Here is a 26251-nt window from a genome sequence, read left to right as displayed (position 1 = left end):
CCAGGGTAGAGGCGGCGGCAATTGTCGCACGATGCAGAATAAATTTGCGTACAGTTGACGCAACTTGACGCAATTTCCTACACCCTCCGCATTTCCGCACGGCACGCGTGCCACTATGCATGCCACACGAACATTGCATCCGTGTTAAATATTTGCCTGGATATTACGCGCCTGCTTACTCGTCGTTCGGCGGGTTTGCTGCCCACCGGGGTTGACCGGGTCGGCCTCGCATACCTCGAGCACTATCGCTCCCGCGCCCACGCGGTCATCAGCCAGGCCGGATTCCCCCGGATACTGACCGAAAGAGCATCTTCGCGCACTTTCAATTTACTGACTGGACCGAATCAACACAGATTCGTCATTCGCAGCGCGATTGCCCGAGCCTATCTCGATCCTCGACGAGTCCGCGTGGAACGAGCCGTCCTGCTTCATACGAGTCACAACGGCATGGAGCATGTTCGTTACTATCAGGCAATGCATCAACGTAACGTTCGCGCGGTATTCATGATTCACGACCTCATTCCGCTCACGCACGCGGAGTACTGCCGTCCGGGCGTCGAAGAGAGTCATCGTCGACGCATTCATACCGCGTTGCGCTACGCGGATGGATTGATTGCAAATTCGGAAGATACTCACGCCGCAATCAAAGAGGAAGCCCGTCGCGCCAGCCTCTCGATGCCGCCGTGCGTCGTCGCACCGCTCGCGGCCGGATATCGCTCGATCGAACCCACGCAGCCACCGATTCAAGATCCGTATTTCGTCATGCTCGGCACCATCGAGCCACGCAAGAACCACTGGTTCATGCTTCATGTCTGGCGACGTCTTGTCGAGCAATTGAAAGGCGCAGCGCCCAAGCTGGTGATCATCGGAAGGCGCGGCTGGGAATGCGAAAACGTTGTCGACATGCTCGAGCGCTGCGCACCGTTGAAGGGTTCGGTGATCGAGCTTCCTGACTGCACCGACACACAGTTGCACGCGTGGCTTCAGCACGCTCGCGCCCTGCTGTTTCCTTCGTTCGTCGAAGGCTACGGCATGCCGCTCGTCGAGGCATTGAGCCTGAAAGTGCCGGTTCTCGCCAGCAATCTGTCCGTTTTTCGCGAAATCGCCGCGGATATCCCGGACTATCTGGACCCGCTGGACGGCCCTGCGTGGATAGCACGCATCCTCGCCTACGCACGCCCTGACGGCGTGGAGAGAAACGAACAGATCGCCCGGATTGCAGGCTTTCGCGAACCCACCTGGGCCGGTCACTTCGAATGCGTGGATCCATTCATCGATTCGCTGGCCTAATGACATTCCTCACGCGCCGCCGAATCACTCCGGCCGAAAGCGCCAGATCGCCAATCGCGCCCGGCGGCAGATTCCGTGAGTACCGCGGGGAAACAAGCTATGCATTTCGCCGGCGTTGCGCGAAATATCGTGCGGCGCTCGCGAATACCAGTGTCGCAATCGATTCGGACCAGGGCCATATATGTGCAGGCCCCGTGCTGTCCGCGTGCAATCGCCATGTCCCGCCACTCTCCTGGTTTGCCGCCCAATCACCCGAAGCCGGCCAGCCGGGCCTCGTCGCAACACTCGAATCGCTGTTGCACGCCAACGGCGGATCCACGGCTCCGTCCCGGACGCGGGCGCTGATGGAGCGCGTACTGAAATCCGATGCCTTGCATGTCAGGCCTCGCATTCAGCCACTCCCTGACGCCTGGCATATCGCCACCGGCCGGCCGCGTGTCGTGCTCATCGACGAACGATCGGTATCGCATGCAGATTCGCGCTCGAGCCGACGACAGCGACGCCTCGACTTCGAATCAATGGTGCACGCAGCACAAGCGGCTCACCCCGACGCGGATTTCTGGCTGCTCCCTTCGGCTGACGGCGGCAGCGGGCGCTGGATGTCGAGCCTGACGATGCTTCCCCCCGGAACGAAACGACTCGAAGTCGAACATTCGCTGCACGAAGTCCTGGCGGCGGCGGATATCGCTTACGTCGTCGCAGCTTCGGAAGGCATGGGTGCCTTGCTCGCGGGAATTGCGCTACATGTATTCGGCGCCCCCTACTACGCAGGATGGGGCCTGACTCACGACCACGTCGAATTGTCCCCGCGACGGCAATGTGATTCCGTCGACACGCTATTCGAGACGGTCTTCCTGAAAGCCGCCAACTACCTCGACCCCGTTACCTACGGCCGAGGAACACTGGATGCAGTCCTGAGCTTCATCGAGCTCCAGCATTCGGTCGCCCGGCGCTTTTCGGATCTGAACACGGTTGCGGGCATCGGCTTTCAGTGGTGGAAACGTCCTTTCGCAACGCCTTATCTGACCGCGGGCGGCGGCAGGCTTCGCTGGGTCAAACAAGCGCCCGACGTCGAGGCCGGGGAAGTCGCCGCGATCTGGGGCGGTAGATCGTCCGCAGGTCTGCGTGACGATACCCGACACATCAGAATCGAAGACGGCTTCCTGCATTCGACAGGGCTGGGCTCCGACATGGTTGCGCCGTACAGCCAGGTCATCGATCGTCTCGGCATTTATTTCGATTCCAGCCGCCCCAATGAATTGACGGCAATACTGAATACTGCCGAATTCACCGAGGTCGAACTGCAACGCGCAGCCGCCTTGCGCGAGGCAATCGCGGCATACGGCCTGACAAAATACAATCTCGGGCGACGCAAACCGGATTGGGCCGCCCCTGCCGGAGTGCGGGTCATACTCGTTTCCGGCCAGGTGGCGGACGATGCTTCGATTCGGCTTGGCACACATGGCATCACGACGACCGAAGCCCTGCTGGACGAGGTCCGCACGCGCCGCCCCGATGCCTTCATCGTCTACAAGCCCCATCCGGACGTGCTGTCCGGCAATCGTATCGGCCATCTTGGCACAACCGCGGTGGCCGACATCGTCGATGCCTCGTCGGACCTGATCTCGCTGATCGAAGTAGCCGACGAAGTGCACACGCTCTCGTCACTATCCGGCTTCGAGGCCCTGTTGCGCGGCAAGGAAGTACACACGTACGGCTTGCCGTTTTATGCCGGCTGGGGACTGACGACGGATGCCGTGCCGCAGCGCTGGCGCGAACGGACGCTGACGATCGACATGCTGGTCGCCGCCGTATTGCTGCGATATCCGATTTACTGGGATTGGCGGCTCAAACGCTTCACGTCAGCGGAAGCGGTCGTGAATCAGCTCGCCGCCACTGCGAACCGCCCGCTCGTCCGGATTCGCTCGCGACGAATTCGATTTCTCGTCAAGGCGGTCCGCTGGACCCGCAATGCACTGGACCACCTCGCCTGGAGATTGCGCATGGCTTGAGGCACGGACACGAAAATCAATTCTGAAAAATCGTTACAGCTGTATCCGAATCATTAGAACTGCCGATTCGCCTGCATTCAACGAACGGCGTCGACGTTTATATCTTGGAGCAACGCAATGATTTACCCGGTAATTCTGTGCGGTGGAAGTGGTACGCGTCTTTGGCCGATGTCTCGCGGCGGTTATCCCAAGCAATATCTGAAGCTTGCGGGTGAAGATACGCTGGTCCAGCAAACGGCGCTGCGCGCCAGCCATATTCCGGATGTCGCCAATCCGATCGTCGTCACCAACAACGATCAACGCTTCCTCGTCGCCGAGCAACTGCGCCAGGTCGGCATTACGCCGTCGTCGGTCGTGCTCGAGCCCGTCGGGCGCAACACGGCCCCCGCCATCGCCATCGCAGCACTGCTGGCGCTGCGCGAATCCCCGGACGCCGTGCTGCTCGTGCTGCCGTCCGATCACGTCGTCCAGAACGAGAAAGCCTTTATCGATGCCGTGCTCGAAGCAGCACCGATCGCGGCGGATCGCCATCTCGTCACGTTCGGCATCACCCCGACCGAGGCTCACACGGGCTACGGCTACATCCGACGCGGCCACGCCGCTGCGGACGGCAAGTCTGTTTATCGCGTCGACGCGTTCGTTGAAAAGCCGGACGCGCAAACCGCCGAGCGCTTCCTCGAGGACGGCAGCTACTATTGGAACAGCGGCATGTTCATGCTGAAGGCCTCGAGCTATATCGACGAACTCAAGCGCCATGCCCCGGAGGTTGCTCACCACGCCGAACTCGCGGTCGAGACCTCACGTCAGGATGCGGACTTCATCCGCCTTGATCCCGAAGTGTTTGGCGCCTGCCCGAACATTTCAATCGACTATGCGGTGATGGAAAAGACCGAACTCGCTGCTGTCGTCGAAGCCGCGAACCTGGGCTGGAACGATATCGGATCCTGGACAGCCCTCGCCGACATCGCCGTGCGCGATGCCGATCTCAATGCCAAGATCGGCGATGTGTTCTCCCACGAGACGACCAACTCCTATGTCCGTGCCGATCACCGCATGGTCGCCACCATCGGGGTCGACAATCTGGTCATCGTCGAGACGGCCGACGCCGTTCTCGTCGCGCATCGCGACAAGACGCAGGACGTCAAGAAAATCGTCGAATGGCTCAATGCCTCGGGCCGTCATGAATCGATCACGCACCGCCGCGTCGTGCGTCCGTGGGGCGATTACGAAGGTCTCGACCAGGGCGACCGCTTCCAGGTCAAGCGTATCGTCGTGAAACCCGGCGCGCAGCTCAGCCTTCAGATGCACCACCATCGCGCCGAGCACTGGATCGTCGTGAAGGGCACTGCACTCGTCACGAACGGCGACAAGGAAATCATGCTGACGGAGAACCAGTCGACCTATATTCCGCTGGGCGCGACACACCGCCTGAGCAACCCCGGCAAGATCCCGCTCGAACTGATCGAGGTGCAATCGGGCTCGTATCTGGGCGAGGACGATATCGTCCGCTTTGAAGATACCTACGGCCGCGCGCCGAAGTAAATCAGGCCGCTAAAGAGACATCTCCGTGCCGCTCTTCGCGGCACGGCTTCCCATTCTCCGGCATACGCTGCAGATCCCCCCCTTCCACAGACGCTCTCGCCGGCAGCGTCGCCCGAGCTGCGGCCCGTATGTGTCGGCAGAAACGACGCGTCGGCCATCGACTCGCCTCTACAGGCAATGCGATCCGACTCGCCCCCTGTTCTGCATCCGTCGTTCTCCGCTCAGCGAGCGCCTGCATTTGCCCCTCGGCGTGACGAGCATTCGCGAAGATGGCTTCAGTGTCGATATTGGCCTTGGACCAATACTGCCCCGATCGGCATCGCCCCTGACATTTCTTGAGCGTTCCACGACAGCTGATCGATTGCCGCGTCGTCGCCGCCCGGGTATAACTGCGAATCCGGCGCACTCCGCGCCCCGATTCCCCACTCGGAGCCCCCATGATCGATCTCGCCACCGCCCAGCAATTCCTGATGACCCGCGGCCTCGACTTCGGCCTCAACCTCCTTGCCGCGATCGTACTGTGGTTCATCGGCCGCTGGGCAATCCGCATCGGTACCCGCCTGCTCGGCAAGGTCGTCCGCCGCAGCGGCAAGGTCGACCCGACGCTGACCGACTACCTGACCTCCGTCGTCGGCGTGCTGCTGACGGTCCTGCTGATCCTCGCGATCCTGCAGATCTTCGGCGTGCAGACGACCTCGTTCGCCGCGCTGCTCGCCGGCCTCGGCCTCGCGATCGGCACGGCCTGGGGCGGCCTGCTCGCGCACTTCGCCGCCGGCGTGTTCATGCAGGTGCTGCGCCCGTTCAAGATCGGCGACGTCATCAACGCGGGCGGCGTCACCGGCACGGTGAAGGAGCTCGGCCTGTTCGGCACGACGATCATCACGCCCGACAACATCGTGACGATCGTCGGCAACAACAAGATCTTCTCGGACAACATCGCGAACTACAGCGCGACGTCGCATCGTCGCGTCGACCTGACCGCGAAGATCGCCAACGGCGTCGATGCGGTCGATGCAATCAACCGCCTGAAGGCGTCGATCCAGCAGATCCCGAACGTGCTGACCAACCCGGCACCGGACGTCGGCGTGTTCCAGTTCACGCCGGAAGGCCCGTTGCTGTTCGTGCGCCCGTCAACGGCACCCGAGAACTACTGGCAGGTGTACTGCGACACCAACCGCGTGATCCTCGAGACGTTCCGCGACGCGCAATACCCGACGCCCGAAACGCCGGTCTCGCATCGCAGCGCGTAACGAACGCGGCTGACGAAAAAAAAGCGTGGCAAATTGAATTGCCACGCTTTTTTTATTGCTCGAAACAGAACCGGATACGCGCCCGCTCAGCGCCCGCCCGTCTTCTGCGCATCGTCCGACTGCCGCCCGCGCACGAGCTTCCACACCGCGCCGAGCGCGACCGGCACGATCGCCGCACCGATCCCGACCAGCACGATCACGTTCAGGTACTGGCGGATGAACGGGATGTTGCCGAAGAAATAACCGAGCAGCACGAGCAGCAGCACCCAGACCAGCGCACCGATCACGTTGAAGAGCTGGAAGCGCGCGGCGCTCATCGACGACGCGCCCGCGACGAACGGTGCGAACGTGCGCACGACCGGGATAAATCGCGCGAGCACGATCGTCTTGCCGCCGTGCTTGTCGTAGAACGAGTGCGTCTTCTGCAGCGCGGCGCGGTCGAGGAAGCGCTCGAGCACCGGGATATGCGTATTGAACACCTTCGGGCCGACCCAGCGGCCGATCAGGTAGTTCACGGTGTTGCCGGAGATCGCCGCGACGAGCAGCAGCACGATCAGCGCGCCGACGTTCATTTCGCCCGTCGCCGCGAACGCGCCGCCGATGAACAGCAGCGAATCGCCGGGCAGGAACGGGAACACGACGAGCCCCGTCTCGCAAAACACGATCAGGAACAGCACGAGATAGACCCATGCGCCGTACTGCCGGATGAAATCGCCGAGGAATGCGTCGATATGCAGGACCAGATTGACGAAATGAAGCAGCGTATCCAAATGCGATTCCTCGAAGGCGAAAGGGCCGGAACGGCCAGAAAAGGCGGAAGCGCCCGCCGGCCAAGGCGCAGCGCGTGTATCGGACCCATGATACCGAAACTACCTTAAGGCTCCGTGAAAAAACGTAACGGTTCGTCGCCCCGGCACGTATCCGCCGCCTCGCTATAATTCGGCCATGTCCGATATCACCGAAACGGCCGCGGGCGCCGCGCCCGCCCCGACTCCGCGCCCGCTGCGCGCGATCCAGCCCCTGCCCGACCAGCTGATCAGCCAGATCGCCGCCGGCGAGGTCGTCGAACGCCCGGCGTCGGTCGTCAAGGAACTGCTCGAGAACGCGATGGACGCCGGCGCAACGACGCTGCGCATCGTGCTCGAAGAAGGCGGCGTCAAGCGCATCTCGATCACCGACGACGGTTGCGGCATTCCGCCCGACGAACTGGCGCTCGCGCTGATGCGCCACGCAACCAGCAAGATCCGCTCGCTCGAGGAGCTCGAGGCGGTTGCGACGCTCGGGTTCCGCGGCGAGGCGCTCGCCTCGATCGCGTCGGTCGCCGAGATGTCGATCACGAGCCGGACGGCCGATGCCACGCATGCGATGAAGATCGACGCGCAGACGGGCGTGCTGTCGCCCGCCGCCGGCTCGACCGGCACGACGATCGAGGTGCGCGAGCTGTATTTCAACACGCCCGCGCGGCGCAAGTTCCTGAAGAGCGAGCAGACCGAGTTCGGCCACTGCCTGGAAATGATCCGCCGCGCGGCGCTCGCGCGGCCGGACGTCGCGATCTCGGTGCTGCACAACGGCAAGGCCGTCGAGCACTGGAATGCGACCGAACCTGCGCAGCGCGTCGCGAAGATCCTCGGCGACAGCTTCGCGACCGCGCACCTGCCGCTCGACGAGCAGGCCGGCCCGCTCGCCGTCTACGGCTGCGCAGGGCTGCCGACCGCGAGCCGCGGGCGCGCCGACCAGCAGTACTTCTTCGTCAACGGCCGCTTCGTGCGCGACAAGCTGCTGACGCACGCGGTACGCGCGGCCTACGAGGACGTGCTGCACGGCGACCGTTACCCGTCGTACGTGCTGTTCCTCGACCTGCCGCCCGAAGCCGTCGACGTGAACGTGCATCCGTCGAAGATCGAGGTGCGGTTCCGCGATTCGCGCTCGATCCACCAGTACGTGTTCCACGCGGTCCAGCGCGCACTCGCGCGCCACGCGGGCGCGTCGCCGGAAACCACCGCGGGCGGCCATGCCGCGCATCTCGAACCCGCGCCGCGCGGGCCCGCATCGTTCCTGGACACGCCCCTCGGCCAGGGCCAGGCCACCGGCGGCGGCTTCTCGTCGCCGTCGTCGTCCGCTTCGTCGACGGGCAACACCTGGATGCGCCAGGCGCGGATGACGCAAGGCACGCTGCCCGTCGCGCAGCCGCTCGCGCTCTACGATGCGCTGTTCGGCCGCAAGGACACGGGCGCGGGCACGCCGGACGGCACGACGAGCCTCGCCCGCGATTCGGCCGACGCGCCGGGCGCGCCGCTGCCGGGCTTCTCCGCGTCGCCGATCGCCGCCAGCGCGCACGACGAGCAGCCGCTCGGCTTCGCGCTCGGCCAGATTCACGGCATCTACGTGCTCGCGCAAAACGCGCACGGGCTCGTGATCGTCGACATGCACGCGGCGCACGAACGGATCCTGTACGAACAGTTCAAGAACGCGCTCGCCGATCGCTCGGTCGCGGTGCAGTCGCTGCTGCTGCCGGTATCGATGACGGCCACGCCGATCGAGATCGGTACCGTCGAGGAAGAACGCGACACGCTCGAATCGCTCGGCTTCGATCTCGCGGTGCTGTCGCCGACGACGCTCGCGATCCGCGCGGTGCCCGCGCTGCTGAAGGATGCCGACCTGCAGTCGCTCGCGCGCGCGGTGCTCGCCGACCTGCATGCGTTCGGCGGCTCGCGTGTGCTCACCGAGCGTCAGCATGAACTGCTCGGCACGCTCGCGTGCCACCACGCGGTGCGCGCGAACCGGCGCCTGACGCTCGACGAGATGAACGCGCTGCTGCGCCAGATGGAGGCGACCGAACGCGCGGACCAGTGCAATCACGGCCGGCCGACGTGGTATCAGCTCACGCTGAACGATCTCGACCGCCTGTTCATGCGCGGCCAATGAGCGTCGCTCCGCCCTCCCGCCCGACGACGATCGCCTGCCTGCTCGGCCCCACCGCCTCGGGCAAGACGGCCGCGGCGCTGGCGCTCGCCGCGCGCCGCCCGATCGAGATCGTCAGCGTCGATTCGGCGCTCGTCTACCGCGACATGGATATCGGCACCGCGAAACCGACGCGCGAAGAACGCGCGAGCGTGCCGCATCACCTGATCGACATCATCGACCCGGCCGACGCGTATTCGGCCGCGGATTTCCGCGCGGACACGCTGCGCCTGATCGGCGAGATCGTCGCGCGCGGCCGCACGCCGCTGCTCGCGGGCGGCACGATGCTGTATTACAAGGCGCTGACGCAGGGGCTCAACGACCTGCCGTCCGCTGATCCGGCCGTGCGTGCGCAGCTCGATGCCGACGCCGCGCGCGACGGCTGGCCCGCGCTGCATGCGCGGCTCGCGCAGGTCGATCCCGATACGGCCGCGCGGCTCGCGCCGAACGATTCGCAGCGAATCCAGCGCGCCCTCGAGATCTTCATGCTGAGCGGGCAGCCGATGTCGGTGCTGCTCGCCGCGCCGCCGCGCGCGGACGATGCGGCCACCGCGTACCGCTTCGTGCCGGTCGCGCTCGAACCGTCCGATCGCGCGGTACTGCACGCGCGGATCGAACAACGCTTCGACGCGATGCTCGACGCGGGCTTCATCGACGAAGTCGAGCGGCTGCGCCGGCGCGACGACCTTCATCCCGACCTGCCGTCGATGCGTTGCGTCGGTTACCGGCAGGCATGGGAATACCTCGACGGCGACACCGACTACCGGACGATGCGCGACAAGGGCATCTTCGCGACGCGCCAGCTCTGCAAGCGCCAGCTCACGTGGCTGCGCGCGATGCCGGAGCGGATCGTCGTCGACTGCATTGCGCCGGACTCGACCGCCCGCGCGCTCGACGCGCTCGAACACGTGCTCGACGGACGCACGCCGGACTGAGCGGACGAACGGCAGCCGGCGTCAGCCGCGCCGGCGCGCCGCCAGACCCGCACGGGCACCTTCGACGATCAACGCGACGCCGCGCTCGAACGCTTCGTCACCGCCGCGCTCGCGCAGCGCGGCCCAACCCTTCGCGAGCAACGGATACTCGGCCGCATCCGGCAGTGGCACATCGGCGTCGCCGTCCGGCTCCGCCTGCTCTTCCAGCACCCACCCGACCACGAAGCGGCCGAGCGCATACATCACGTCGACCGCTTCGTCCGGCGCGAAGCCCGCCTCGGCGAGCAGCGCGACCTTGCGTTCGATCGAACTGAAATGCAGCGCGCGCGGCCGCGTCCCGGCGTGCAGGCGCGCGCCATCGCGATAGGCCAGCAGCGCGCGGCGGAAACTGCGCGCATTCTCGGCGAGCCACGCATCCCATGCTTCGCCCGGGCGCGGCAGCGACGCGTCGTGGCGCTCGAGCATGATCGCTTCGGCCATCGCGTCGAGCAGCTCGGCCTTGTTCCGGAAATGCCAGTAAAGCGTCGGCGACTGCACGCCGAGCCGTTCGGCGAGCCGCCGCGTCGACAATCCGTCGATACCGACTTCATCGAGCAATTCGAGCGCCGCGCGCAATACCGTGTCGCGCGTCAGCCGCGCGCCTGTGTCCTTCATCTCTATCACCGATAGGGAAACTATGAAATAATCACCACTCTATCATCGATAGAGAGTCACACTCTTGAATCCGTCCCTGATTGCCATCCTGGCCACGGTCCTGCTCGACGCGATCGGCGTCGGGATCGTGATGCCGATCCTGCCCGGGCTGCTGCGCTCGTTCGCCGGCGCGGGAAGCATCGACACGCACTATGGCGTACTGCTTGCGCTGTACGCGTTCGCGCAGTTCCTGTGCGCCCCGCTGCTCGGCGCGCTGAGCGACCGTTTCGGCCGCCGGCCCGTGCTGCTCGTATCGCTCGCCGGCGCCGCGCTCGACTACCTGCTGATGGCGCTCGCGCCGACGCTCGCCTGGCTTTACGTGGGGCGGCTGATCGCGGGCATCACGGGCGCGAACGTCGCGGTAGCGACCGCGTACGTGACTGACGTCACGGCCGAACCCGACCGCGCCAAGCGCTTCGGCCAGCTCGGCGCGATGATGGGCATCGGCTTCATCGCGGGCCCGCTGATCGGCGGGTTGCTCGGCGCGCTGCACCTGCGCGCGCCGTTCGTCGCGGCCGCGCTGCTCAATGCGCTCAATCTCGCGCTCGTGTGGCGCGCGCTGCCGGAGTCGCGGCCGCGCTCGGCCCGCGAAGGCCGCGCGATCGCCGCGTTCAATCCGTTCGCGAGCCTGCGCCGGCTGAGCGGCGCGCCCGCGCTCGCGCCGCTGGTCGGCATCTACGTGATCGTGGCGCTGGTATCGCAGGCGCCCGCGACGCTGTGGATCCTGTACGGCCAGGAGCATTTCGGCTGGTCGACGCCGATCGCGGGACTGTCGCTCGCCGGTTACGGCGCGTGCCACGCGCTCGCGCAGGCATTCGCGATCGGGCCGCTGATCGCACGGCTCGGCGAGCGCCGCGCGCTCGCGCTGGGTCTCGCGGGCGACGCGCTCGGGCTTGTGGCGATCGCGTTCGCGACCGCCGCGTGGGTGCCGTTCGCACTGCTGCCGCTGTTCGCGGCGGGCGGCATGACGCTGCCGGCGCTACAGGCGATGCTCGCGCGGCAGGTCGACGATGCGCGCCAGGGCGAACTGCAGGGCACGCTCGCGAGTGTGGCCAGCCTGATCGGCGTCGCGGGGCCACTGGTCATCACCGCGACCTATGCGGCGACACGTGCGACGTGGCCGGGGCTCGTGTGGGCCGCGGCCGCGCTGCTCTATCTGCTCGTGCCGCCGTTGCTGGCCGGCGCGCGTCCGGCGGGCGCGCCGCGGCCGTCGGCATGAGCGACGGCGGGCGCCGCCGCGCTCAGTGCGCGAGCGTCACGAGATTCGCGTCGCGCACGAGCTGCCAGCGGCCGTCGGCCTTGCGGAAGATCGTCAGCGTATGCCCCGAACGGCGGATCGTCTCGCCGCCCGGCGGCGTCGCGTCGATTTCGAGGAAATTGCGCATGTACGCCCAGTCGCCCATCACGCGCAGTTCGTCGATCCGGTAGCGGCCGTCGACCTTCGGCGCGTGCTCCGCACCCGCGTTCGCATCACGCGACGCCGCCGCGAACGCCGCCTTGTCGAACGGCGGCTTGCCGGCCACCATGAAGATCGCGTCGTCGGCGATCAGGTCGAGCACGGTCGCCAGATCGCCGCGCCGGCTCGACACGAACCAGTTTTCCACGAGCTCGCGGATCGCGCGTTCGTCTTCGGTCATCGTCGTCCCTCCTTCATCGACGCCGCACGGCGCCCGAAAAAAAGCCGCCCGGATCGACTCCGGGCGGCTTTTCCTGCTGCATCTGCTGCGGGCGACGCGTCAGACCACGACCGTCTGCGCCTCGCCTTCGCGGGTCGCACGCACGGTGCCGATCTTCCACACTTGTTCACCGGCGGCGGTCAGGTCGGCGATCGCTGCGTCGGCATCGGCCGCCGCGACGATCACGGCCATGCCGATCCCGCAGTTGAACACGCGGTGCATTTCCGCGTCGGCGACGCCGCCGTGCTCCTGCAGCCACTTGAACAGCGGCGGCAGCGGCCATGCGTTCTGGTCGAGCTCGGCGGTGAGGCCTTCGCGCAGCACGCGCGGAATGTTCTCGACGAGGCCGCCGCCCGTGATGTGCGCCATGCCCTTCACCGACAGCTTCTGCATCAGCGCGAGCAGCGGCTTCACGTAGATGCGCGTCGGGGCCATCAGCGCGTCGGCAAGCGAACGGCCGTGGAAATCGGCCGACAGGTCCGGGTTTGCACGCTCGATGATCTTGCGCACGAGCGAGAAGCCATTCGAGTGGATGCCGCTCGATGCGAGGCCCAGCACCACGTCGCCTTCGGCGATCGTGCTGCCGTCGATGATCTTGCTCTTCTCGACCGCGCCGACCGCGAAGCCGGCCAGGTCGTATTCGCCGTCCGGGTACATGCCCGGCATTTCGGCCGTTTCACCGCCGATCAGCGCGCAGCCCGACAGTTCGCAGCCTTGCGCGATGCCCTTGACGACCGTCGCGGCCGTGTCGACGTCGAGCTTGCCGCACGCGAAGTAGTCGAGGAAGAACAGCGGCTCGGCGCCCTGCACGAGGATGTCGTTCACGCTCATCGCGACGAGATCCTGGCCGACGGTGTCGTGTTTGTTCAGATGAAACGCCAGCTTGAGCTTGGTGCCCACGCCGTCGGTGCCCGACACGAGCACGGGCTCGCGATACTTCTTCGGCACTTCGAACAGCGCGCCGAACCCGCCGATGCCGCCGAGCACGCCGTCGCGCAGGGTTTTCTTCGCAAAAGGCTTGATCTTGTCGATGAGCGCGTCGCCCGCGTCGATGTCGACGCCTGCGTCGCGATAGGACAGACCCTGAGCGTCAGGAGCGGATTTCGGAGGATTCATGGGGGAATGCGAGAAGGTCGGTAAAATGCGATTTTACCCGAAGCCGGCCGGTTGGCCGGAATTCCCAGCACCGAATCGTCAGGGATTGCATCTTGGTCAACACGTCCCCGTTTTCAACGCCCAGCGAACCGCGCCGAAACCGGCACGGCGCCGTGCGTACGGTCGCGCGTGCAGCCAGCGGAGCCGCATTCCCCCGCGCGTGCCCGGCGTACGGCACGCGTTTTTTCAACCGACCCGCATTGTGACTGTTGTGTCCCGTCAACTGACGCTCGATCTCGGCACGCCGCCGCCCGCCACGTTCGACAACTTCATCATGAACGAGGAGAACGACGAGCTCATCTCGCGCCTGCAGAAGCTCGACCTCGCGCTCGCGGCGGGCCCCGTGCCGGACCGTTCGTTCTACATCTGGGGCGAGCCCGGCAGCGGCCGCACCCACTTGCTGCAGGCGCTCGTGAGCGACGCGTCGTACGGCTATGCGCGTTATCTGACGCCGCAGAGCCCGCTCGGCGCGTTCACCTTCGACCCGCGCATCGGCATCTACGCGATCGACGACTGCGACCGGATGACCGACACGCAGCAGGTCGCGCTGTTCAACCTGTTCAACGAGGTCCGCGCGCATCCGTCGAGCGCATTCGTCGCGGCGGGCCCCGCGGCGCCGCTCGCGCTCGACGTGCGCGAGGATCTCCGCACGCGCCTCGGCTGGGGGCTCGTGTTCCACCTGTCGCCGCCGTCCGACGCCGGCAAGATCGCCGTGCTCAAGCTCGCCGCGAAGGAGCGCGGGATCGCGCTCACCGACGACATCGCCGCCTACCTGCTGACCCATTTCCGCCGCGACATGCCGAGCCTGATGGCGCTGCTCGACGCGCTCGACCGCTTCTCGCTCGAGCAGAAACGCGCCGTCACGCTGCCGTTGCTGCGCCGAATGCTGGCGCGTCCCGGCGACGACATCACACCACCGGGCACGGGCCCGAACCGCTTCGAGTAAAATGCGCTTCCATGACTAATCTGGCACTCTTTGACCTCGATCACACGCTGATCCCGACCGATAGCGACCACGAATGGGGTCGCTTCATGGTGAAGCTCGGCATCGTCGACGCGGAAAGCTTCTCGCGTCAGAACGATCAGTTCTTCGCCGACTACAAGGCCGGCAAGCTCGACATCCACGCGTACCTCACGGCGATGCTCACGCCGCTCGCGAAGTATTCGCGTGCGCAGCTCGCCGACTGGCACGAGCAATACATGCACGAGGTGATCCGTCCCGCGATGACGCCCGCCGCGCTCGAGCTGGTGCGCAAGCACCTCGATGCGGGCGACCTGTGCTGCGTCGTGACGGCCACCAACGAATTCATCACGCGCCCGATCGCCACCGCATTCGGCGTCGACACGCTGATCGCGTGCGAGGTCGAAACGACCGACGGGCATCCCGATTCACCGTACACGGGCCGGCCGACCGGCACGCCGAGCTATCGCGAAGGCAAGATCGTGCGTACCGAAGCGTGGCTCGCGTCACTCGGCAAGCACTGGGACGACTTCGCGCACAGCTATTTCTACAGCGACTCGCACAACGACATCCCGTTGCTCGAGAAAGTCACCGACCCGATCGCGACCAACCCTGACGACACGCTGCGCGCGCATGCAAGCAACCGCGGCTGGCGTATCCTCGATCTCTTCTGAACGTCGTGATCAAAAAATTCATTCGCAAGCTGCTCGGTCAGGACGAATCCGAGCAAACGCCCCCCGCAGCGGCCCCGGCCGACGAAGCGGCCCCTGCTGCCCCGCGCCCCTCGAAGGGCACCCGCGGCGGCGGCGCGAAAAAACCGCGCAGCAACCATGAGCCGACCATCGTGCCGGCCAGCGTGCACGGGATCGATCCATCGCTGATCTCGAAGAATGCCGTGCGCGTGACCGACACGCTGCAGCAGGCGGGTTTTCGTGCGTTCATCGTCGGCGGCGCGGTGCGCGACCTGCTGTTCGGCATCGCGCCGAAGGACTTCGACGTCGCGACCGACGCGACGCCGACCGAGGTGCAGCGCCTGTTCCGCCGCGCGCGCCTGATCGGCCGCCGCTTCCAGATCGTCCACGTGCAGTTCGGCCAGGAACTGATCGAGGTGTCGACGTTCCGCGCGTTGGTCGACGCGCCGCCCGAGGCTGCCGCCGCGGCCGAGCCGCCGAAGCGCCTGAAGCGCGACGAACTCGATCGCCGCACGCACGCGGTCGACGCGAGCGGCCGCGTGCTGCGCGACAACGTGTGGGGCGAGCAGCACGAAGATGCCGCGCGCCGCGACTTCACGATCAACGCGATGTACTACGACCCGTCGACGCAGACGGTGCTCGATTACCACGACGGGATGGCCGACATGCGCGCCCGCCTGTTGCGGATGATCGGCGACCCGGCTACCCGGTTCCGCGAGGATCCGGTGCGGATGCTGCGCGTCGTGCGCTTCGCGGCGAAGCTCGGTTTCGAGATCGAGCCGCATACGCGCGAACCGATCAACGCGCTCGCCGACCTGATCAACAACGTGCCGGCCGCGCGCCTGTTCGACGAAATGCTGAAGCTGCTGCTGTCGGGCCACGCGCTCGCGTGCCTGACGCGGCTGCGCAAGGAAGGCCTGCACCACGGGCTGCTGCCGCTCCTCGACGTCGTGCTCGAACAGCCGCAGGGCGAGAAGTTCATCACGCTCGCGCTGAACAACACCGATGCGCGCGTGCGTGCCGGCAAGCCGGTGTCGCCGGGCTTCCTGTTCGCGACGCTGCTGTGGCACGACATGCGCCAGCGTTTCGAGCAATACACGGCCGAAGGCGAAATCCCGGTGCCGGCGCTCCATCGCGCGATGGACGACGTGCTCGACATGCAGACCGAGAAACTCGCGATCCACAAGCGTTATTCGGCCGACATGCGCGAGATCTGGGGCCTGCAGTTGCGCCTCGAAAAACGCTCGGGCCGCAGCGCGATGAGGCTGCTGGAACACCAAAGGTTTAGAGCGGGGTATGATTTCCTCCTGTTACGCTGCGAATCCGGCGAGCTCGATGCGGATGTCGGACAGTGGTGGACGGATTTCATCGAAGGCGACGCGGCCGCTCGCGAGGCATTGCTCACGCAAGGCGGCTCGAAGGAAAAATCGCCCCGCAAGCGGCGCCGCCGCGGCGGCGTGCGAAACCGCAAGCCGGGTGAAGGTGCCGCCGAGCAGGCACCGGACACCGCGGGCGGTTCCGACGATTGACGCGCTCGTCGGCGAACGACGTAGGAAGTGATGCCATGACGGTTGCATATATCGGACTGGGGGCGAATCTCGGCGATGCGCGCCAGACCCTGAAGGACGCGGTGGTGTGCCTCGCGCAGCAGCGCACCATCTCGATCCTCGGCAAATCGAGCCTGTATCGCACGGCGCCCTTCGAAGCGGGCGGCGACGATTACTACAACTGCGTCGTCAAGCTCGACACGACGCTCTCGGCCCGTGAGCTGCTGGCGCTCTGCCAGAAGATCGAACATCACTTCGGGCGCGAGCGCCCGTATCGCAACGCGCCCCGCACGCTCGATCTCGACATCCTGCTGTTCGGCGCCGACTCGATCGACGAACCCGACCTGATCGTCCCGCACCCGCGCCTCACCGACCGCGCGTTCGCGCTCGTGCCGCTCGTCGAGATCGATCCGGCGCTCGATATCCCCGCGCGCGGCCGCGCCGACGCCTTTCTCGCCGCCGTCGCGGACCAGCGCGTCGAGAAGGTGCAGACCTGCCAGTGCCTGATGCAGAAGGCGCTCGCGGCCGGCGAAGACACCGACAAGAACCGCTGCCGATGAACTCGACTCCGCTGACCGTCACTGCGCCCGACTTGCGCGCCCCGCACCGCTATCTCGTGATCGAAGGCCCGATCGGCGTCGGCAAGACGTCGCTCGCGCGCCTGCTCGCCGAGCGCTGGTCGATGCAGACGCTGCTCGAACGCCCGCAGGACAACCCTTTCCTCGAACGCTTCTATCGCGACACCGCGCGCTACGCGCTGCCCGTGCAGCTGTCGTTCGCGCTGCAGCGCGCGCAGCAGGCGCGCGAGCTGATCGGTGCGCTCGAAACGGGCCGCCCCGTCGTCGCCGATTTCATGCCGCAGAAGAACGACATCTTCGCGCGGCTGAACCTGCCGGAAGACGAATGGCAGCTCTATCGCTCGGTCGCGACGCACGTGGACGTGCCGCAGGCGCCGTCGCCCGACCTCGTCGTCTATCTGCAGGCCAGCCCCGAAGTGCTGTTCTCGCGTATCCAGAAGCGCGGGCTGCCGATGGAGCTGCAGATCAGCGACGCGTACCTGCGCTCGCTCGTCGACGCGTACAACGAATTCTTCTACCACTACGACCGCACCCCGGTGCTGACGGTCGCCGCGGAACACCTGAACCCGCTGGATTCCCCCGAAGACCTTGCCCTGCTGGTCGAGCGCATCGAGACGATGCGCGGCCGCAAGGAATTCTTCGTCAAGGGCGAGACGACGCGCTGACGCGTCCCGCCTGCCGTTCTTCACCTATCGACCCGGATTTCCCCATGACCTATCTCCAGGAATCGAGCCGGCCTGCCGTGACGGTACCCAAGCTGCAGGCAATGCGCGACGCCGGCGAGAAGATCGCGATGCTCACCTGCTACGACGCGAGCTTTTCCGCGCTGCTCGATCGCGCGGGCACCGACGTGCTGCTGATCGGCGATTCGCTCGGCAACGTGCTGCAGGGCCACTCGACCACGCTGCCCGTGTCGCTCGACGACATCGCGTATCACACGGCCTGTGTCGCACGCGCGCAGCCGCGCGCGCTCGTCGTCGCCGATCTGCCGTTCGGCACATATGGCACGCCGGCCGAGGCATTCGCGAACTCGGTCAGGCTGATGCGCGCGGGCGCGCAGATGGTCAAGCTCGAAGGCGGCGAATGGCTGGCCGATACGATCCGCTTCCTCGTCGAACGCTCGGTGCCCGTGTGCGCGCACCTCGGCCTAACGCCGCAATCGGTGCATGCGTTCGGCGGCTTCAAGGTGCAGGGCAAGACCGAAGCCGGCGCCGCGCAGCTGCTGCGCGATGCGCGCGCGATCGAGGACGCGGGCGCGCAGCTCGTCGTGCTCGAAGCAGTGCCGACGCTCGTCGCGTCCGAAGTCACGCACATGCTGAAGATTCCGACGATCGGCATCGGCGCGGGCGTCGACTGCTCGGGGCAGGTGCTCGTGCTGCACGACATGCTCGGCGTCTTCCCCGGCAAGCGGCCGCGCTTCGTGAAGGACTTCATGCAGGGTCAGCCGAACATCCAGGCGGCCGTCGAAGCGTACGTGAGCGCGGTCAAGGACCGCACGTTCCCCGGGCCGGAACATTCGTTCTGACGCGGGGCTGGCGGCGGGTTCGCCGGCATCTGGATGTCAAAAAGCGCGGCGCCCTTTGCGGGGCGCCGCGCTTTTTGTTTGCACGCAGCATCGGTGCAAGGCGATGCCAGATCCGTCACCTCATCACTTCAATACCGCGTCGAGCGCGCCACGCAACGCATTGGTCAGCAGCAACGCCTGCGCGCGTGCAAGATCGTCGCAGGTCACGACGCGCTCCGTCGCACCGAACGCGCGATCGTCGAGCAGCACGCCGCGCATCACGCCCGGCAGCACGCCGGACGCCAGCGGCGGCGTCACCCACTGGCCGTCGAGTTTCACGAACAGGTTCGAGCGCCCGCCTTCCGTCACCTCGCCGCGCTCGTTGACGAACAGCATGTCGAAACCGCCGAGCGCCTCCGCCGCGTGCCACGCGCGGTCGTATTCGGCACGGCGCGTGGTCTTGTGCAGCAGCAGCGCATCGCTCGCACGGGTCGGCGCGAAGCCGTGCGCGGACGCCAACAGCATGCCGACCGGCCCCGCCGGCAGCGGCTTGAGCGGCGCCGCGACGATCTCGATCGTGCCGTCCTTCGCGAGTGAGAGCTTCATCCGGTAGGCGCCGTCGCCGTCGAGCGCCGCGCAGCGCGCGTCGATCTCGCGACGCAACGCGTCGGCGTCGAAGCGGAAGCCGAGCGTATCCGCGCTGCGCTGCAGCCGCGCAAGATGACGATCGAGATGCCGGATGCCGTCCGCATGCGTGGCGGCGGTCGTTTCGAACAACTGGAAGCCGGGATCGGCGTCCGTCAGGAATCGCGCTTTCAATTCGCACTCCGCATATTCGTCGGCCGCGACGCTGTCGAGCACGATACCCGCACCGACACCCATCGTGCCGCGGCGCCGGCCGGCGGTTGCCGTTGCCGGATCGCATGCTTCGATTTCGGTGTCGGTCGCATCGAGCGTCAACGTACGTATCGCGACCGACAGGCAGAAATCGCCGCAACCGCCCGCACGCTCGCCGCGCGCGACGGAATCGGCGCTGTCCGGCGGCGCGTCGAGCCAGCCGATCGCGCCCGTATAGAGCCCGCGCGGCGTCGTTTCGATCGCGTCGATCAGCTGCATCGTCCGGTACTTCGGCGCGCCCGTGATCGATCCGCATGGAAACAGCGCGCGCAGCATCTGCGCGAACGTCGTGCCGGCGCGCCAGCCGGCCTCGACCGTCGACGTCATCTGCCACACCGACGCATACGGTTCGACGGAGAACAGCGCCGGCACGCGGACCGTACCGGTGCGCGCGATCCGCGACACGTCGTTGCGCAGCAGGTCGACGATCATCACGTTTTCCGCGCGGTTCTTCGGATCGCTCGCGAGGAACGCGGCAGCCGCCGCATCTTCGCGGGGATCGGCCGAGCGCGGCGCGGTGCCCTTCATCGGCCGTGCGCGCAGCACGTCGCCGTGCTTCTCGACGAACAGCTCGGGCGAGCACGACACGACCCACGCGCCGCCGGGCAGCGCGATCAGCGCGCCGTACCGCACCGGCTGGCGCGCGCGCAGTCGCCGGTACAGCGCGAGCGGCGTGCCGAACACGTCGAAATTCAGCCGGTACGTGTAGTTGATCTGATACGAATCGCCCGCGCGCAACGCGTCGTGCACCGCGGCGATCGCCGCGTCGAACGCATCGCGCGACACGCTCTTCGCGACATGCGCGACGCCCGCGATCGACGGCGTGCCGCCGCCGTCCTGCTGCGCGAGCCACGCGTCGACTTCGTCGCGCGACAGGCGCTCGCAGCGCGCGTACAACAAAAAGCGCAGCGGGGCATCGCCCGGCTGCGCTCGTTGCAGGTTGCGTCCGAATGCGTAATCGCCGACGACGACCGCATGCAGCCCGTCGCGCAGATCCTGCGCAACCGCCGCGTCGACCTCGTCGAGCCGCGCCGGGTCCGTGCACACGCGTTCGCGCACGAAACCCGAATACAAACGACTCGACCGCGCGGACGCGGTCGAGTCGCAATCGTCCAAGAGCGCGAACGACGCGCTCTCGTTGCCTTCAGTCATGCTGTTACTCGAAGAAGCTCTTCACCCGGTCGAACCAGCTCTTGCTCTGCGGGCTGTGACGCGCGCCGCCCTCGGCCAGCGACTTCTCGAACTGCTTGAGCAGGTCGCGCTGGTGGTCGGTCAGCTTCACGGGCGTCTCGACCTGCACGTGCACGTACAGATCGCCCGCGATGCTCGAACGCAGCCCCTTGATACCCTTGCCGCGCAGGCGGAACGTCTTGCCCGACTGCGTGCCTTCCGGCACCGGGAACGACGCACGGCCGGCCAGCGTCGGCACCTCGATCTCGCCGCCGAGCGCGGCGGTCGTGAACGGGATCGGCATCTGGCAGTGGAGATCGTCGCCGTCGCGCTCGAACACCGAGTGCGGCTTGATGTGGATCTCGACATACAGGTCGCCCGGCGGCCCGCCGTTGATGCCCGGCTCGCCGTTGCCGGCCGAGCGGATCCGCATCCCGTCGTCGATCCCGGCCGGGATCTTCACTTCGAGCGTCTTGGTTTCCTTCACCTTGCCCGACCCGTGGCAGTGCACGCACGGCTCGGGGATATAGGTGCCGGTGCCATGGCACTTCGGGCAGGTCTGCTGGATGCTGAAGAAGCCCTGCGACATGCGCACCGTACCCTGGCCATGACAGGTCGGGCAGGTTTCCGGCTTCGTGCCGGGCTTCGCGCCCGACCCGTGGCAAACCTCGCACGACACCCAGCTCGGCACGCGGATCTGCGTGTCGTAGCCGTGCGCGGCCTGCTCGAGCGTGATTTCCATGCTGTAGCGCAGGTCGGCGCCGCGATACACCTGCGGGCCGCCGCGGCCGCCGCGTGCGGCGCCGCCCGCGGCCTGGCCGAAGATGTCGCCGAAGATGTCGCCGAACGCATCCGCGAAGCCGCCGAAGCCCTGTGCGCCCGCACCACCCATGTTCGGATCGACGCCCGCGTGGCCGTACTGGTCGTACGCGGCCCGCTTCTGGCTGTCCGACAGCATTTCATAGGCTTCCTTCACCTCCTTGAAATGCTCTTCCGCATCCTTGCTGTCCGGATTACGGTCAGGGTGATACTTCATCGCAAGCTTGCGATATGCCTTCTTGATTTCGTCGTCGCCCGCATTCTTCGCGACGCCCAGAACCTCGTAGTAATCCCGTTTCGCCATATCGATTCACTGTGCCGCCACGCATCGCGCACGCGGCGGCTCCTTTCGCCTGCAGTAAAGTCTCTCGACTCGTCTGGCGCTGCACCCGTCCGCGGACGGCTCGCGCAGCACCCGCCAAAAAACAAATGTGCCCGGAGGGCCGCGAAGCCCGCCAGGCGTGGAGTCGATCCGGCCATCCGGAAGGAAAGACAGACCGCTTTTCAGCCGCTGGTCAGTCGCGCCGCGCGCGTTTCCGCGCGCGGCGTGCGGTGCCATTGCAACCCGGCTTAGTCCTTCTTCACTTCCTTGAACTCGGCGTCGACGACGTCGTCGGCAGCCTGCTGCGCGCCACCCGCGTGGGCCGCGCCTTCCGCTGCACCAGCGCCGGCGGCGGCACCCGCCTGCTGAGCCTGCATGTCGGCGTACATCTTCTCGCCGAGCTTCTGCGAGACCTTGCCGAGCTCCTCGACCTTCGCGTCGATCGTTGCCTTGTCGGCCGACGTGTCCTTCAGCACTTCCTCGAGCGACTTCAGCGACGCTTCGATCGCTTCCTTCTCGCCTGCGTCCAGCTTGTCGCCGTACTCGGTGAGCGCCTTCTTCGTGCTGTGGACCAGCGCGTCGCCCTGGTTGCGCGAATCGGCCAGCTCGCGCAGCTTGTGATCTTCCGCTGCGTTCGCTTCCGCGTCCTTGATCATCTGGTCGATTTCAGCCTCGGACAGACCCGAGTTGGCCTTGATCGTGATCCTGTTTTCCTTGCCGGTCGCCTTGTCCTTCGCGCCGACGTGCAGGATGCCGTTCGCGTCGATGTCGAAGCTCACTTCGATCTGCGGCACGCCGCGCGGTGCGGGCGGGATGCCTTCGAGGTTGAACTCGCCGAGCAGCTTGTTGCCGGCCGCCATTTCGCGTTCGCCCTGGAACACCTTGATCGTCACGGCGCCCTGGTTGTCGTCCGCCGTCGAATACACTTGCGCGTGCTTCGTCGGGATCGTCGTGTTCTTGCTGATCATCTTCGTCATCACGCCGCCGAGCGTCTCGATGCCGAGCGACAGCGGGGTCACGTCGAGCAGCAGCACGTCCTTGCGGTCGCCCGACAGGACCTGGCCCTGGATCGCCGCGCCAACCGCGACGGCTTCGTCCGGGTTCACGTCACGACGCGGATCCTTGCCGAAGAACTCCTTCACCTTCTCCAGGACCTTCGGCATGCGGGTCTGGCCGCCGACCAGGATCACGTCGTCGATGTCCGACACCTTGACGCCTGCGTCCTTGATCGCGATGCGGCACGGTTCGATCGTGCGCTCGACGAGGTCCTCGACCAGCGCTTCCAGCTTCGCGCGGGTGATCTTCAGGTTCAAGTGCTTCGGGCCCGACGCGTCCGCCGTGATGTACGGCAGGTTGATTTCGGTCTGCTGGCTCGACGACAGCTCGATCTTCGCCTTTTCAGCAGCTTCCTTCAGGCGCTGCAGCGCGAGCACGTCCTTCGACAGGTCGACGCCCTGCTCCTTCTTGAACTCGCCGATGATGTAATCGATGATGCGCTGGTCGAAATCTTCGCCGCCGAGGAACGTGTCGCCGTTGGTCGACAGCACTTCGAACTGCATTTCGCCGTCGACGTCCGCGATCTCGATGATCGACACGTCGAACGTACCGCCGCCGAGGTCATACACGGCGATCTTGCGGTCACCCTTCTCGACCTTGTCGAGGCCGAACGCCAGCGCAGCTGCCGTCGGCTCGTTGATGATCCGCTTGACTTCGAGGCCCGCGATGCGGCCGGCGTCCTTGGTCGCCTGGCGCTGGCTGTCGTTGAAGTACGCCGGCACCGTGATCACGGCTTCCGTGACCGGCTCGCCGAGGTAGTCTTCGGCCGTCTTCTTCATCTTGCGCAGCACTTCAGCCGAAACCTGCGGCGGCGCGAGCTTTTCGCCGTGCGCTTCGACCCATGCATCGCCGTTGTCGGCCTTGACGATGCTGTACGGCATCAGGCCGATGTCCTTCTGGACTTCCTTCTCTTCGAAGCGGCGGCCGATCAGGCGCTTCACCGCGAACAGCGTGTTCTTCGGGTTGGTCACCGACTGACGCTTGGCCGGCGCGCCGACGAGCACTTCGTTGTCGTCCATGTAGGCGATGATCGACGGCGTGGTGCGCGTGCCTTCCGAGTTCTCGATGACCTTGACCTGGTTGCCTTCCATGATGGCGACGCACGAGTTCGTGGTGCCGAGGTCAATACCGATGATCTTTCCCATTTTTTCCTAATCTCCAGAAATGCTTGATTGCTGCGCGAAACGCCGCGTTTTTGGGCGGTTTCACGCGCCAGAATTCAACTCTGCTCCCGACATGCGTCCGTCCGGCCCGTTTTCAAGACCCGACAAGCGATGCGGATATTAAATTTTTTCAATCGCCGCCGGCTACCGGATCGCCGGCCGCCGGAATGCCGGCCGCCGCGATCTTCGCGCGCGCCGCGGAAACGGCCGCCTGGAACTGCGCGAGGCCATGCCAGCCCGTCGCACGGCCGAGACGCTTGCCGCGGTGGAAGAAGAACCACGTCGGCACGCCGTGCAGCCCGAAGCGGTGCCCCAGCTGATGGTGTTCGTACACGTTGCAGTGGAACCACTTCAGGTCCAGCGCGCGGATCGCGTCGGGCCGGGCGAGCATCGCCTTCTTCGCGATCTCGCAGTTGAAGCAGTCAACGCCCCAGAAGAACACCACCGCGAGCGCATCGCCCGCGCCGTCGATACCCGCGTCGAACGTGTCGGCAGCCAGCGGCTGCATGTCGAACACGTCGAACGCGGCCGGATCGACGCCGGCGGCAGCCATCGCGACGGCCTTACTTCGGCTGCGCGACGGTGACGAGCGCCGGGCGCAGCACGCGGTCGGCGATCGTATAGCCCTTTTGCAGCACCGCGACGACGGTGTTCGGCTCCTGCTCGGCCGGCACCATCGAAATCGCCTGGTGCTGGTGCGGATCAAACTTCTCGCCGACCGGGTTGATCGCGACGACGCGGCCCTTCTCGAGCGCGCTCGTCAGCTGGCGCAGCGTCAGCTCGACACCTTCGCGCACCTTCGCGATGTCGCCGGACGTGTCGCTGACGGCCGCTTCCAGGCTGTCCAGCACCGGCAGCAGGTGTTCCGCGAAACTTTCGATCGCGAACTTGTGCGCCTTCGAGACGTCATCCTGCGCGCGACGGCGCACGTTCTCGGTCTCGGCCTTGGCCCGCAGGAAGCTCTCCTGCAGCTCGGCGACCTTGGCTTGAGCCTCCGCGAGCGCCGCGTCGGCGGCTTCGGCGGCGGGAGTGGCGCCTTGCGCCGCCTGCTTCTCGCTGCCGATGTCTTCGGCCGATTGGGGTGCCGGGTTCTCTTGCGTGTTTTCCATGTCGCTGAAAGTCGATTAGAGGTTGAAGCCAAATCGGTCACCGCCGGACCGTATACCCGGCGGTACCGCACATTGCTGGTGCAAATAAGGGCGAAAACTACAATTTCAAGAGGGTTATTCGCCGGCATTCGCCATTGCCGCGAAACAACCGCGCGTCCTGCCGGTGCATGCGTCGCAGCGTTCGCCGGATCGGGAGAAACGGCCTGTAACAACGCTTACCTGGCAAGTACTAGCTGCGCACAACGCCGCTGCACTACACTCCACTCAAGCGTCGGAAAAGCGTGTTTACCCTAAGCTGACCGTCGCCTTACATCCACCAGGCGCCTTTTCACCCGTCTTCTCGAGGGGAGTACCGTGAAACTGACCTTTGCGATTTCGGTGGTCGCGCTGGTACTCATTGCCGGCACCACCACCATCTGTCTATCGGGAGCCGTGACCGATCGCACGACCGAATACGGAAGCGCGCGGGCGACGTTCGACCAAATGTTCAGCTCCCACCAGAAAATCTGTCGATGATGCGCCGGTCGCGCTTCGTCGGCCGGCCGTGCAGCTCGGCCGCCGGCTCGCGATACGTGCGGCGCCGCTCCAGTTCGGCGAGCCGCGCGGCCCGCCCCGCTTCCGTTTCCTCGTAAAGCGTCTGCGCGACGCTCGCCGGCCCGCGCACATCGCACACGCCGCGCACGGCAATGTGCCAGACGATGCCGTCCATCGCAATCTCGACCTCGTCGCCGACGCGCACCTCCTTCGCCGGCTTGATCGCCGCACCGCCGATCTTCACGTGCCCCTTGTCGACCGCATCGGTCGCGAGCGAGCGCGTCTTGAAGAACCGGGCCGCCCACAGCCATTTGTCGATGCGCAGCTTCGCGCCCGGTTCCGTGGAAATCTTGTAGTTCATGTCAGCCTCCGCCGGGCCGCCCCA

At 66.1% G+C, this 26251-nt stretch carries 24 protein-coding genes; 14 read left to right on the top strand and 10 right to left on the bottom strand.

All coding sequences use genetic code 11. The features are described 5' to 3' along the window. Positions 1-141 precede the first annotated feature (141 nt). The 4 genes from H3H55_RS03590 to H3H55_RS03575 all read left to right on the top strand — a co-directional run bounded on the left by H3H55_RS03590 (position 142) and on the right by H3H55_RS03575 (position 6094). Positions 142-1290 carry a glycosyltransferase family 4 protein gene (locus tag H3H55_RS03590; RefSeq protein ID WP_193099440.1) on the top strand — a complete coding sequence of 383 codons (1149 nt, stop codon included), beginning with the start codon at positions 142-144 and terminating at the stop codon, positions 1288-1290. Next, on the top strand, positions 1290-3302 hold the full coding sequence (locus H3H55_RS03585; RefSeq protein ID WP_193097680.1) for a capsular biosynthesis protein: 2013 nt from the start codon (positions 1290-1292) through the stop codon (positions 3300-3302). The genes H3H55_RS03590 and H3H55_RS03585 overlap by 1 nt, the downstream gene beginning before the upstream one ends. Before the next feature lie 117 nt (positions 3303-3419). Next, the gene (locus tag H3H55_RS03580) at positions 3420-4844 is read left to right on the top strand and encodes a mannose-1-phosphate guanylyltransferase/mannose-6-phosphate isomerase (RefSeq protein WP_193097679.1); all 1425 of its coding nucleotides are present in this window, start codon (positions 3420-3422) and stop codon (positions 4842-4844) included. 437 nt (positions 4845-5281) lie between these two features. Next, positions 5282-6094, top strand: a complete 813-nt coding sequence (locus tag H3H55_RS03575) for a mechanosensitive ion channel family protein (protein WP_193097678.1) — start codon at positions 5282-5284, stop codon at positions 6092-6094. An 86-nt stretch (positions 6095-6180) separates the two neighbouring features. Here H3H55_RS03575 and H3H55_RS03570 read toward each other — a convergent pair whose 3' ends face one another. Continuing rightward, the gene (locus tag H3H55_RS03570; protein WP_193097677.1) at positions 6181-6864 is read right to left on the bottom strand and encodes a DedA family protein; all 684 of its coding nucleotides are present in this window, start codon (positions 6862-6864) and stop codon (positions 6181-6183) included. A 175-nt stretch (positions 6865-7039) separates the two neighbouring features. Between H3H55_RS03570 and mutL the strand changes: the two genes are divergently transcribed. Continuing rightward, complete coding sequence (gene mutL, locus H3H55_RS03565; RefSeq protein WP_193097676.1) at positions 7040-9019, top strand: DNA mismatch repair endonuclease MutL; 1980 nt, start codon at positions 7040-7042, stop codon at positions 9017-9019. Then, entirely contained in the window at positions 9016-9990 is a 975-nt protein-coding gene (gene miaA / locus H3H55_RS03560) for a tRNA (adenosine(37)-N6)-dimethylallyltransferase MiaA (RefSeq protein ID WP_193097675.1), read from the top strand. The genes mutL and miaA overlap by 4 nt, the downstream gene beginning before the upstream one ends. A gap of 21 nt (positions 9991-10011) precedes the next feature. Here miaA and tetR read toward each other — a convergent pair whose 3' ends face one another. Continuing rightward, positions 10012-10644 (bottom strand): tetracycline resistance transcriptional repressor TetR, encoded by a 633-nt coding sequence (tetR, locus tag H3H55_RS03555; RefSeq protein WP_193097674.1) that lies wholly within the window; start codon positions 10642-10644, stop codon positions 10012-10014. A gap of 64 nt (positions 10645-10708) precedes the next feature. On the opposite strand from tetR, the gene tet reads away from it, so the two are divergent. Continuing rightward, entirely contained in the window at positions 10709-11902 is a 1194-nt protein-coding gene (gene tet / locus H3H55_RS03550) for a Tet(A)/Tet(B)/Tet(C) family tetracycline efflux MFS transporter (RefSeq protein WP_193097673.1), read from the top strand. 22 nt (positions 11903-11924) lie between these two features. On the opposite strand, the gene H3H55_RS03545 is transcribed toward tet, so the two are convergent. Then, complete coding sequence (locus tag H3H55_RS03545) at positions 11925-12320, bottom strand: YybH family protein (RefSeq protein WP_193097672.1); 396 nt, start codon at positions 12318-12320, stop codon at positions 11925-11927. Positions 12321-12419: 99 nt separating this feature from the next. Next, complete coding sequence (gene purM, locus H3H55_RS03540) at positions 12420-13475, bottom strand: phosphoribosylformylglycinamidine cyclo-ligase (protein WP_034182804.1); 1056 nt, start codon at positions 13473-13475, stop codon at positions 12420-12422. A gap of 250 nt (positions 13476-13725) precedes the next feature. Between purM and hda the strand changes: the two genes are divergently transcribed. The 6 genes from hda to panB are packed head-to-tail and all read left to right on the top strand — an operon-like array spanning position 13726 to position 18817. Beyond that, complete coding sequence (gene hda, locus H3H55_RS03535) at positions 13726-14460, top strand: DnaA regulatory inactivator Hda (RefSeq protein ID WP_319022249.1); 735 nt, start codon at positions 13726-13728, stop codon at positions 14458-14460. Positions 14461-14471: 11 nt separating this feature from the next. After that, on the top strand, positions 14472-15149 hold the full coding sequence (locus H3H55_RS03530) for an HAD family hydrolase (protein WP_129513776.1): 678 nt from the start codon (positions 14472-14474) through the stop codon (positions 15147-15149). 5 nt (positions 15150-15154) lie between these two features. Then, entirely contained in the window at positions 15155-16696 is a 1542-nt protein-coding gene (pcnB, locus tag H3H55_RS03525) for a polynucleotide adenylyltransferase PcnB (protein WP_193097670.1), read from the top strand. A 35-nt stretch (positions 16697-16731) separates the two neighbouring features. Beyond that, positions 16732-17274, top strand: coding sequence for a 2-amino-4-hydroxy-6-hydroxymethyldihydropteridine diphosphokinase (folK, locus tag H3H55_RS03520; protein ID WP_048242923.1), 543 nt, complete (start codon positions 16732-16734; stop codon positions 17272-17274). Continuing rightward, a complete protein-coding gene (locus tag H3H55_RS03515) occupies positions 17271-17957 on the top strand; it encodes a deoxynucleoside kinase (protein WP_129513774.1) in 687 nt (228 codons plus the stop codon). The genes folK and H3H55_RS03515 overlap by 4 nt, the downstream gene beginning before the upstream one ends. Before the next feature lie 44 nt (positions 17958-18001). Further along, on the top strand, positions 18002-18817 hold the full coding sequence (gene panB / locus H3H55_RS03510; protein ID WP_129513773.1) for a 3-methyl-2-oxobutanoate hydroxymethyltransferase: 816 nt from the start codon (positions 18002-18004) through the stop codon (positions 18815-18817). A gap of 123 nt (positions 18818-18940) precedes the next feature. Here the strand turns inward: panB and H3H55_RS03505 are convergent, their stop codons facing one another. The 5 genes from H3H55_RS03505 to grpE form a co-directional block, all read right to left on the bottom strand. Continuing rightward, a complete protein-coding gene (locus tag H3H55_RS03505) occupies positions 18941-20845 on the bottom strand; it encodes a chorismate-binding protein (RefSeq protein WP_193097669.1) in 1905 nt (634 codons plus the stop codon). A gap of 4 nt (positions 20846-20849) precedes the next feature. Continuing rightward, positions 20850-21986 (bottom strand): molecular chaperone DnaJ, encoded by a 1137-nt coding sequence (gene dnaJ, locus H3H55_RS03500; protein ID WP_129513771.1) that lies wholly within the window; start codon positions 21984-21986, stop codon positions 20850-20852. A gap of 266 nt (positions 21987-22252) precedes the next feature. After that, a complete protein-coding gene (gene dnaK, locus H3H55_RS03495; protein ID WP_193097668.1) occupies positions 22253-24205 on the bottom strand; it encodes a molecular chaperone DnaK in 1953 nt (650 codons plus the stop codon). A gap of 148 nt (positions 24206-24353) precedes the next feature. Beyond that, the gene (locus H3H55_RS03490; RefSeq protein ID WP_193097667.1) at positions 24354-24776 is read right to left on the bottom strand and encodes a thioredoxin family protein; all 423 of its coding nucleotides are present in this window, start codon (positions 24774-24776) and stop codon (positions 24354-24356) included. A 10-nt stretch (positions 24777-24786) separates the two neighbouring features. After that, positions 24787-25332 (bottom strand): nucleotide exchange factor GrpE, encoded by a 546-nt coding sequence (gene grpE / locus H3H55_RS03485; protein ID WP_129513768.1) that lies wholly within the window; start codon positions 25330-25332, stop codon positions 24787-24789. 354 nt (positions 25333-25686) lie between these two features. On the opposite strand from grpE, the gene H3H55_RS03480 reads away from it, so the two are divergent. Further along, the gene (locus tag H3H55_RS03480) at positions 25687-25848 is read left to right on the top strand and encodes a hypothetical protein (RefSeq protein WP_006476841.1); all 162 of its coding nucleotides are present in this window, start codon (positions 25687-25689) and stop codon (positions 25846-25848) included. Here H3H55_RS03480 and H3H55_RS03475 read toward each other — a convergent pair. Then, positions 25820-26227, bottom strand: coding sequence for an RNA-binding S4 domain-containing protein (locus H3H55_RS03475; RefSeq protein ID WP_129513767.1), 408 nt, complete (start codon positions 26225-26227; stop codon positions 25820-25822). The two genes, H3H55_RS03480 and H3H55_RS03475, sit on opposite strands and share 29 nt — an antisense overlap. Positions 26228-26251 lie beyond the last annotated feature (24 nt).

The sequence above is a fragment of the Burkholderia sp. Z1 genome, assembly GCF_014893795.1.
Lineage (GTDB): Bacteria > Pseudomonadota > Gammaproteobacteria > Burkholderiales > Burkholderiaceae > Burkholderia > Burkholderia theae.
The sequence above is the reverse complement of the archived record's forward strand: the minus strand, read 5'-3'. Positions and strand labels throughout refer to the sequence as shown.

Coding starts and splice junctions, on each gene's coding strand:
- panB (WP_129513773.1), top strand. CDS start 18,002: ATGACCTATCTCCAGGAATCGAGCCGGCCTGCCGTGACGGTACCCAAG.
- H3H55_RS03505 (WP_193097669.1), bottom strand. CDS start 20,845: ATGACTGAAGGCAACGAGAGCGCGTCGTTCGCGCTCTTGGACGATTGC.
- H3H55_RS03575 (WP_193097678.1), top strand. CDS start 5,282: ATGATCGATCTCGCCACCGCCCAGCAATTCCTGATGACCCGCGGCCTC.
- grpE (WP_129513768.1), bottom strand. CDS start 25,332: ATGGAAAACACGCAAGAGAACCCGGCACCCCAATCGGCCGAAGACATC.
- H3H55_RS03585 (WP_193097680.1), top strand. CDS start 1,290: ATGACATTCCTCACGCGCCGCCGAATCACTCCGGCCGAAAGCGCCAGA.
- H3H55_RS03530 (WP_129513776.1), top strand. CDS start 14,472: ATGACTAATCTGGCACTCTTTGACCTCGATCACACGCTGATCCCGACC.
- H3H55_RS03490 (WP_193097667.1), bottom strand. CDS start 24,776: ATGGCTGCCGCCGGCGTCGATCCGGCCGCGTTCGACGTGTTCGACATG.
- mutL (WP_193097676.1), top strand. CDS start 7,040: ATGTCCGATATCACCGAAACGGCCGCGGGCGCCGCGCCCGCCCCGACT.
- miaA (WP_193097675.1), top strand. CDS start 9,016: ATGAGCGTCGCTCCGCCCTCCCGCCCGACGACGATCGCCTGCCTGCTC.
- purM (WP_034182804.1), bottom strand. CDS start 13,475: ATGAATCCTCCGAAATCCGCTCCTGACGCTCAGGGTCTGTCCTATCGC.
- H3H55_RS03545 (WP_193097672.1), bottom strand. CDS start 12,320: ATGACCGAAGACGAACGCGCGATCCGCGAGCTCGTGGAAAACTGGTTC.
- H3H55_RS03475 (WP_129513767.1), bottom strand. CDS start 26,227: ATGAACTACAAGATTTCCACGGAACCGGGCGCGAAGCTGCGCATCGAC.
- folK (WP_048242923.1), top strand. CDS start 16,732: ATGACGGTTGCATATATCGGACTGGGGGCGAATCTCGGCGATGCGCGC.
- dnaJ (WP_129513771.1), bottom strand. CDS start 21,986: ATGGCGAAACGGGATTACTACGAGGTTCTGGGCGTCGCGAAGAATGCG.
- dnaK (WP_193097668.1), bottom strand. CDS start 24,205: ATGGGAAAGATCATCGGTATTGACCTCGGCACCACGAACTCGTGCGTC.
- H3H55_RS03580 (WP_193097679.1), top strand. CDS start 3,420: ATGATTTACCCGGTAATTCTGTGCGGTGGAAGTGGTACGCGTCTTTGG.
- tetR (WP_193097674.1), bottom strand. CDS start 10,644: ATGAAGGACACAGGCGCGCGGCTGACGCGCGACACGGTATTGCGCGCG.
- H3H55_RS03515 (WP_129513774.1), top strand. CDS start 17,271: ATGAACTCGACTCCGCTGACCGTCACTGCGCCCGACTTGCGCGCCCCG.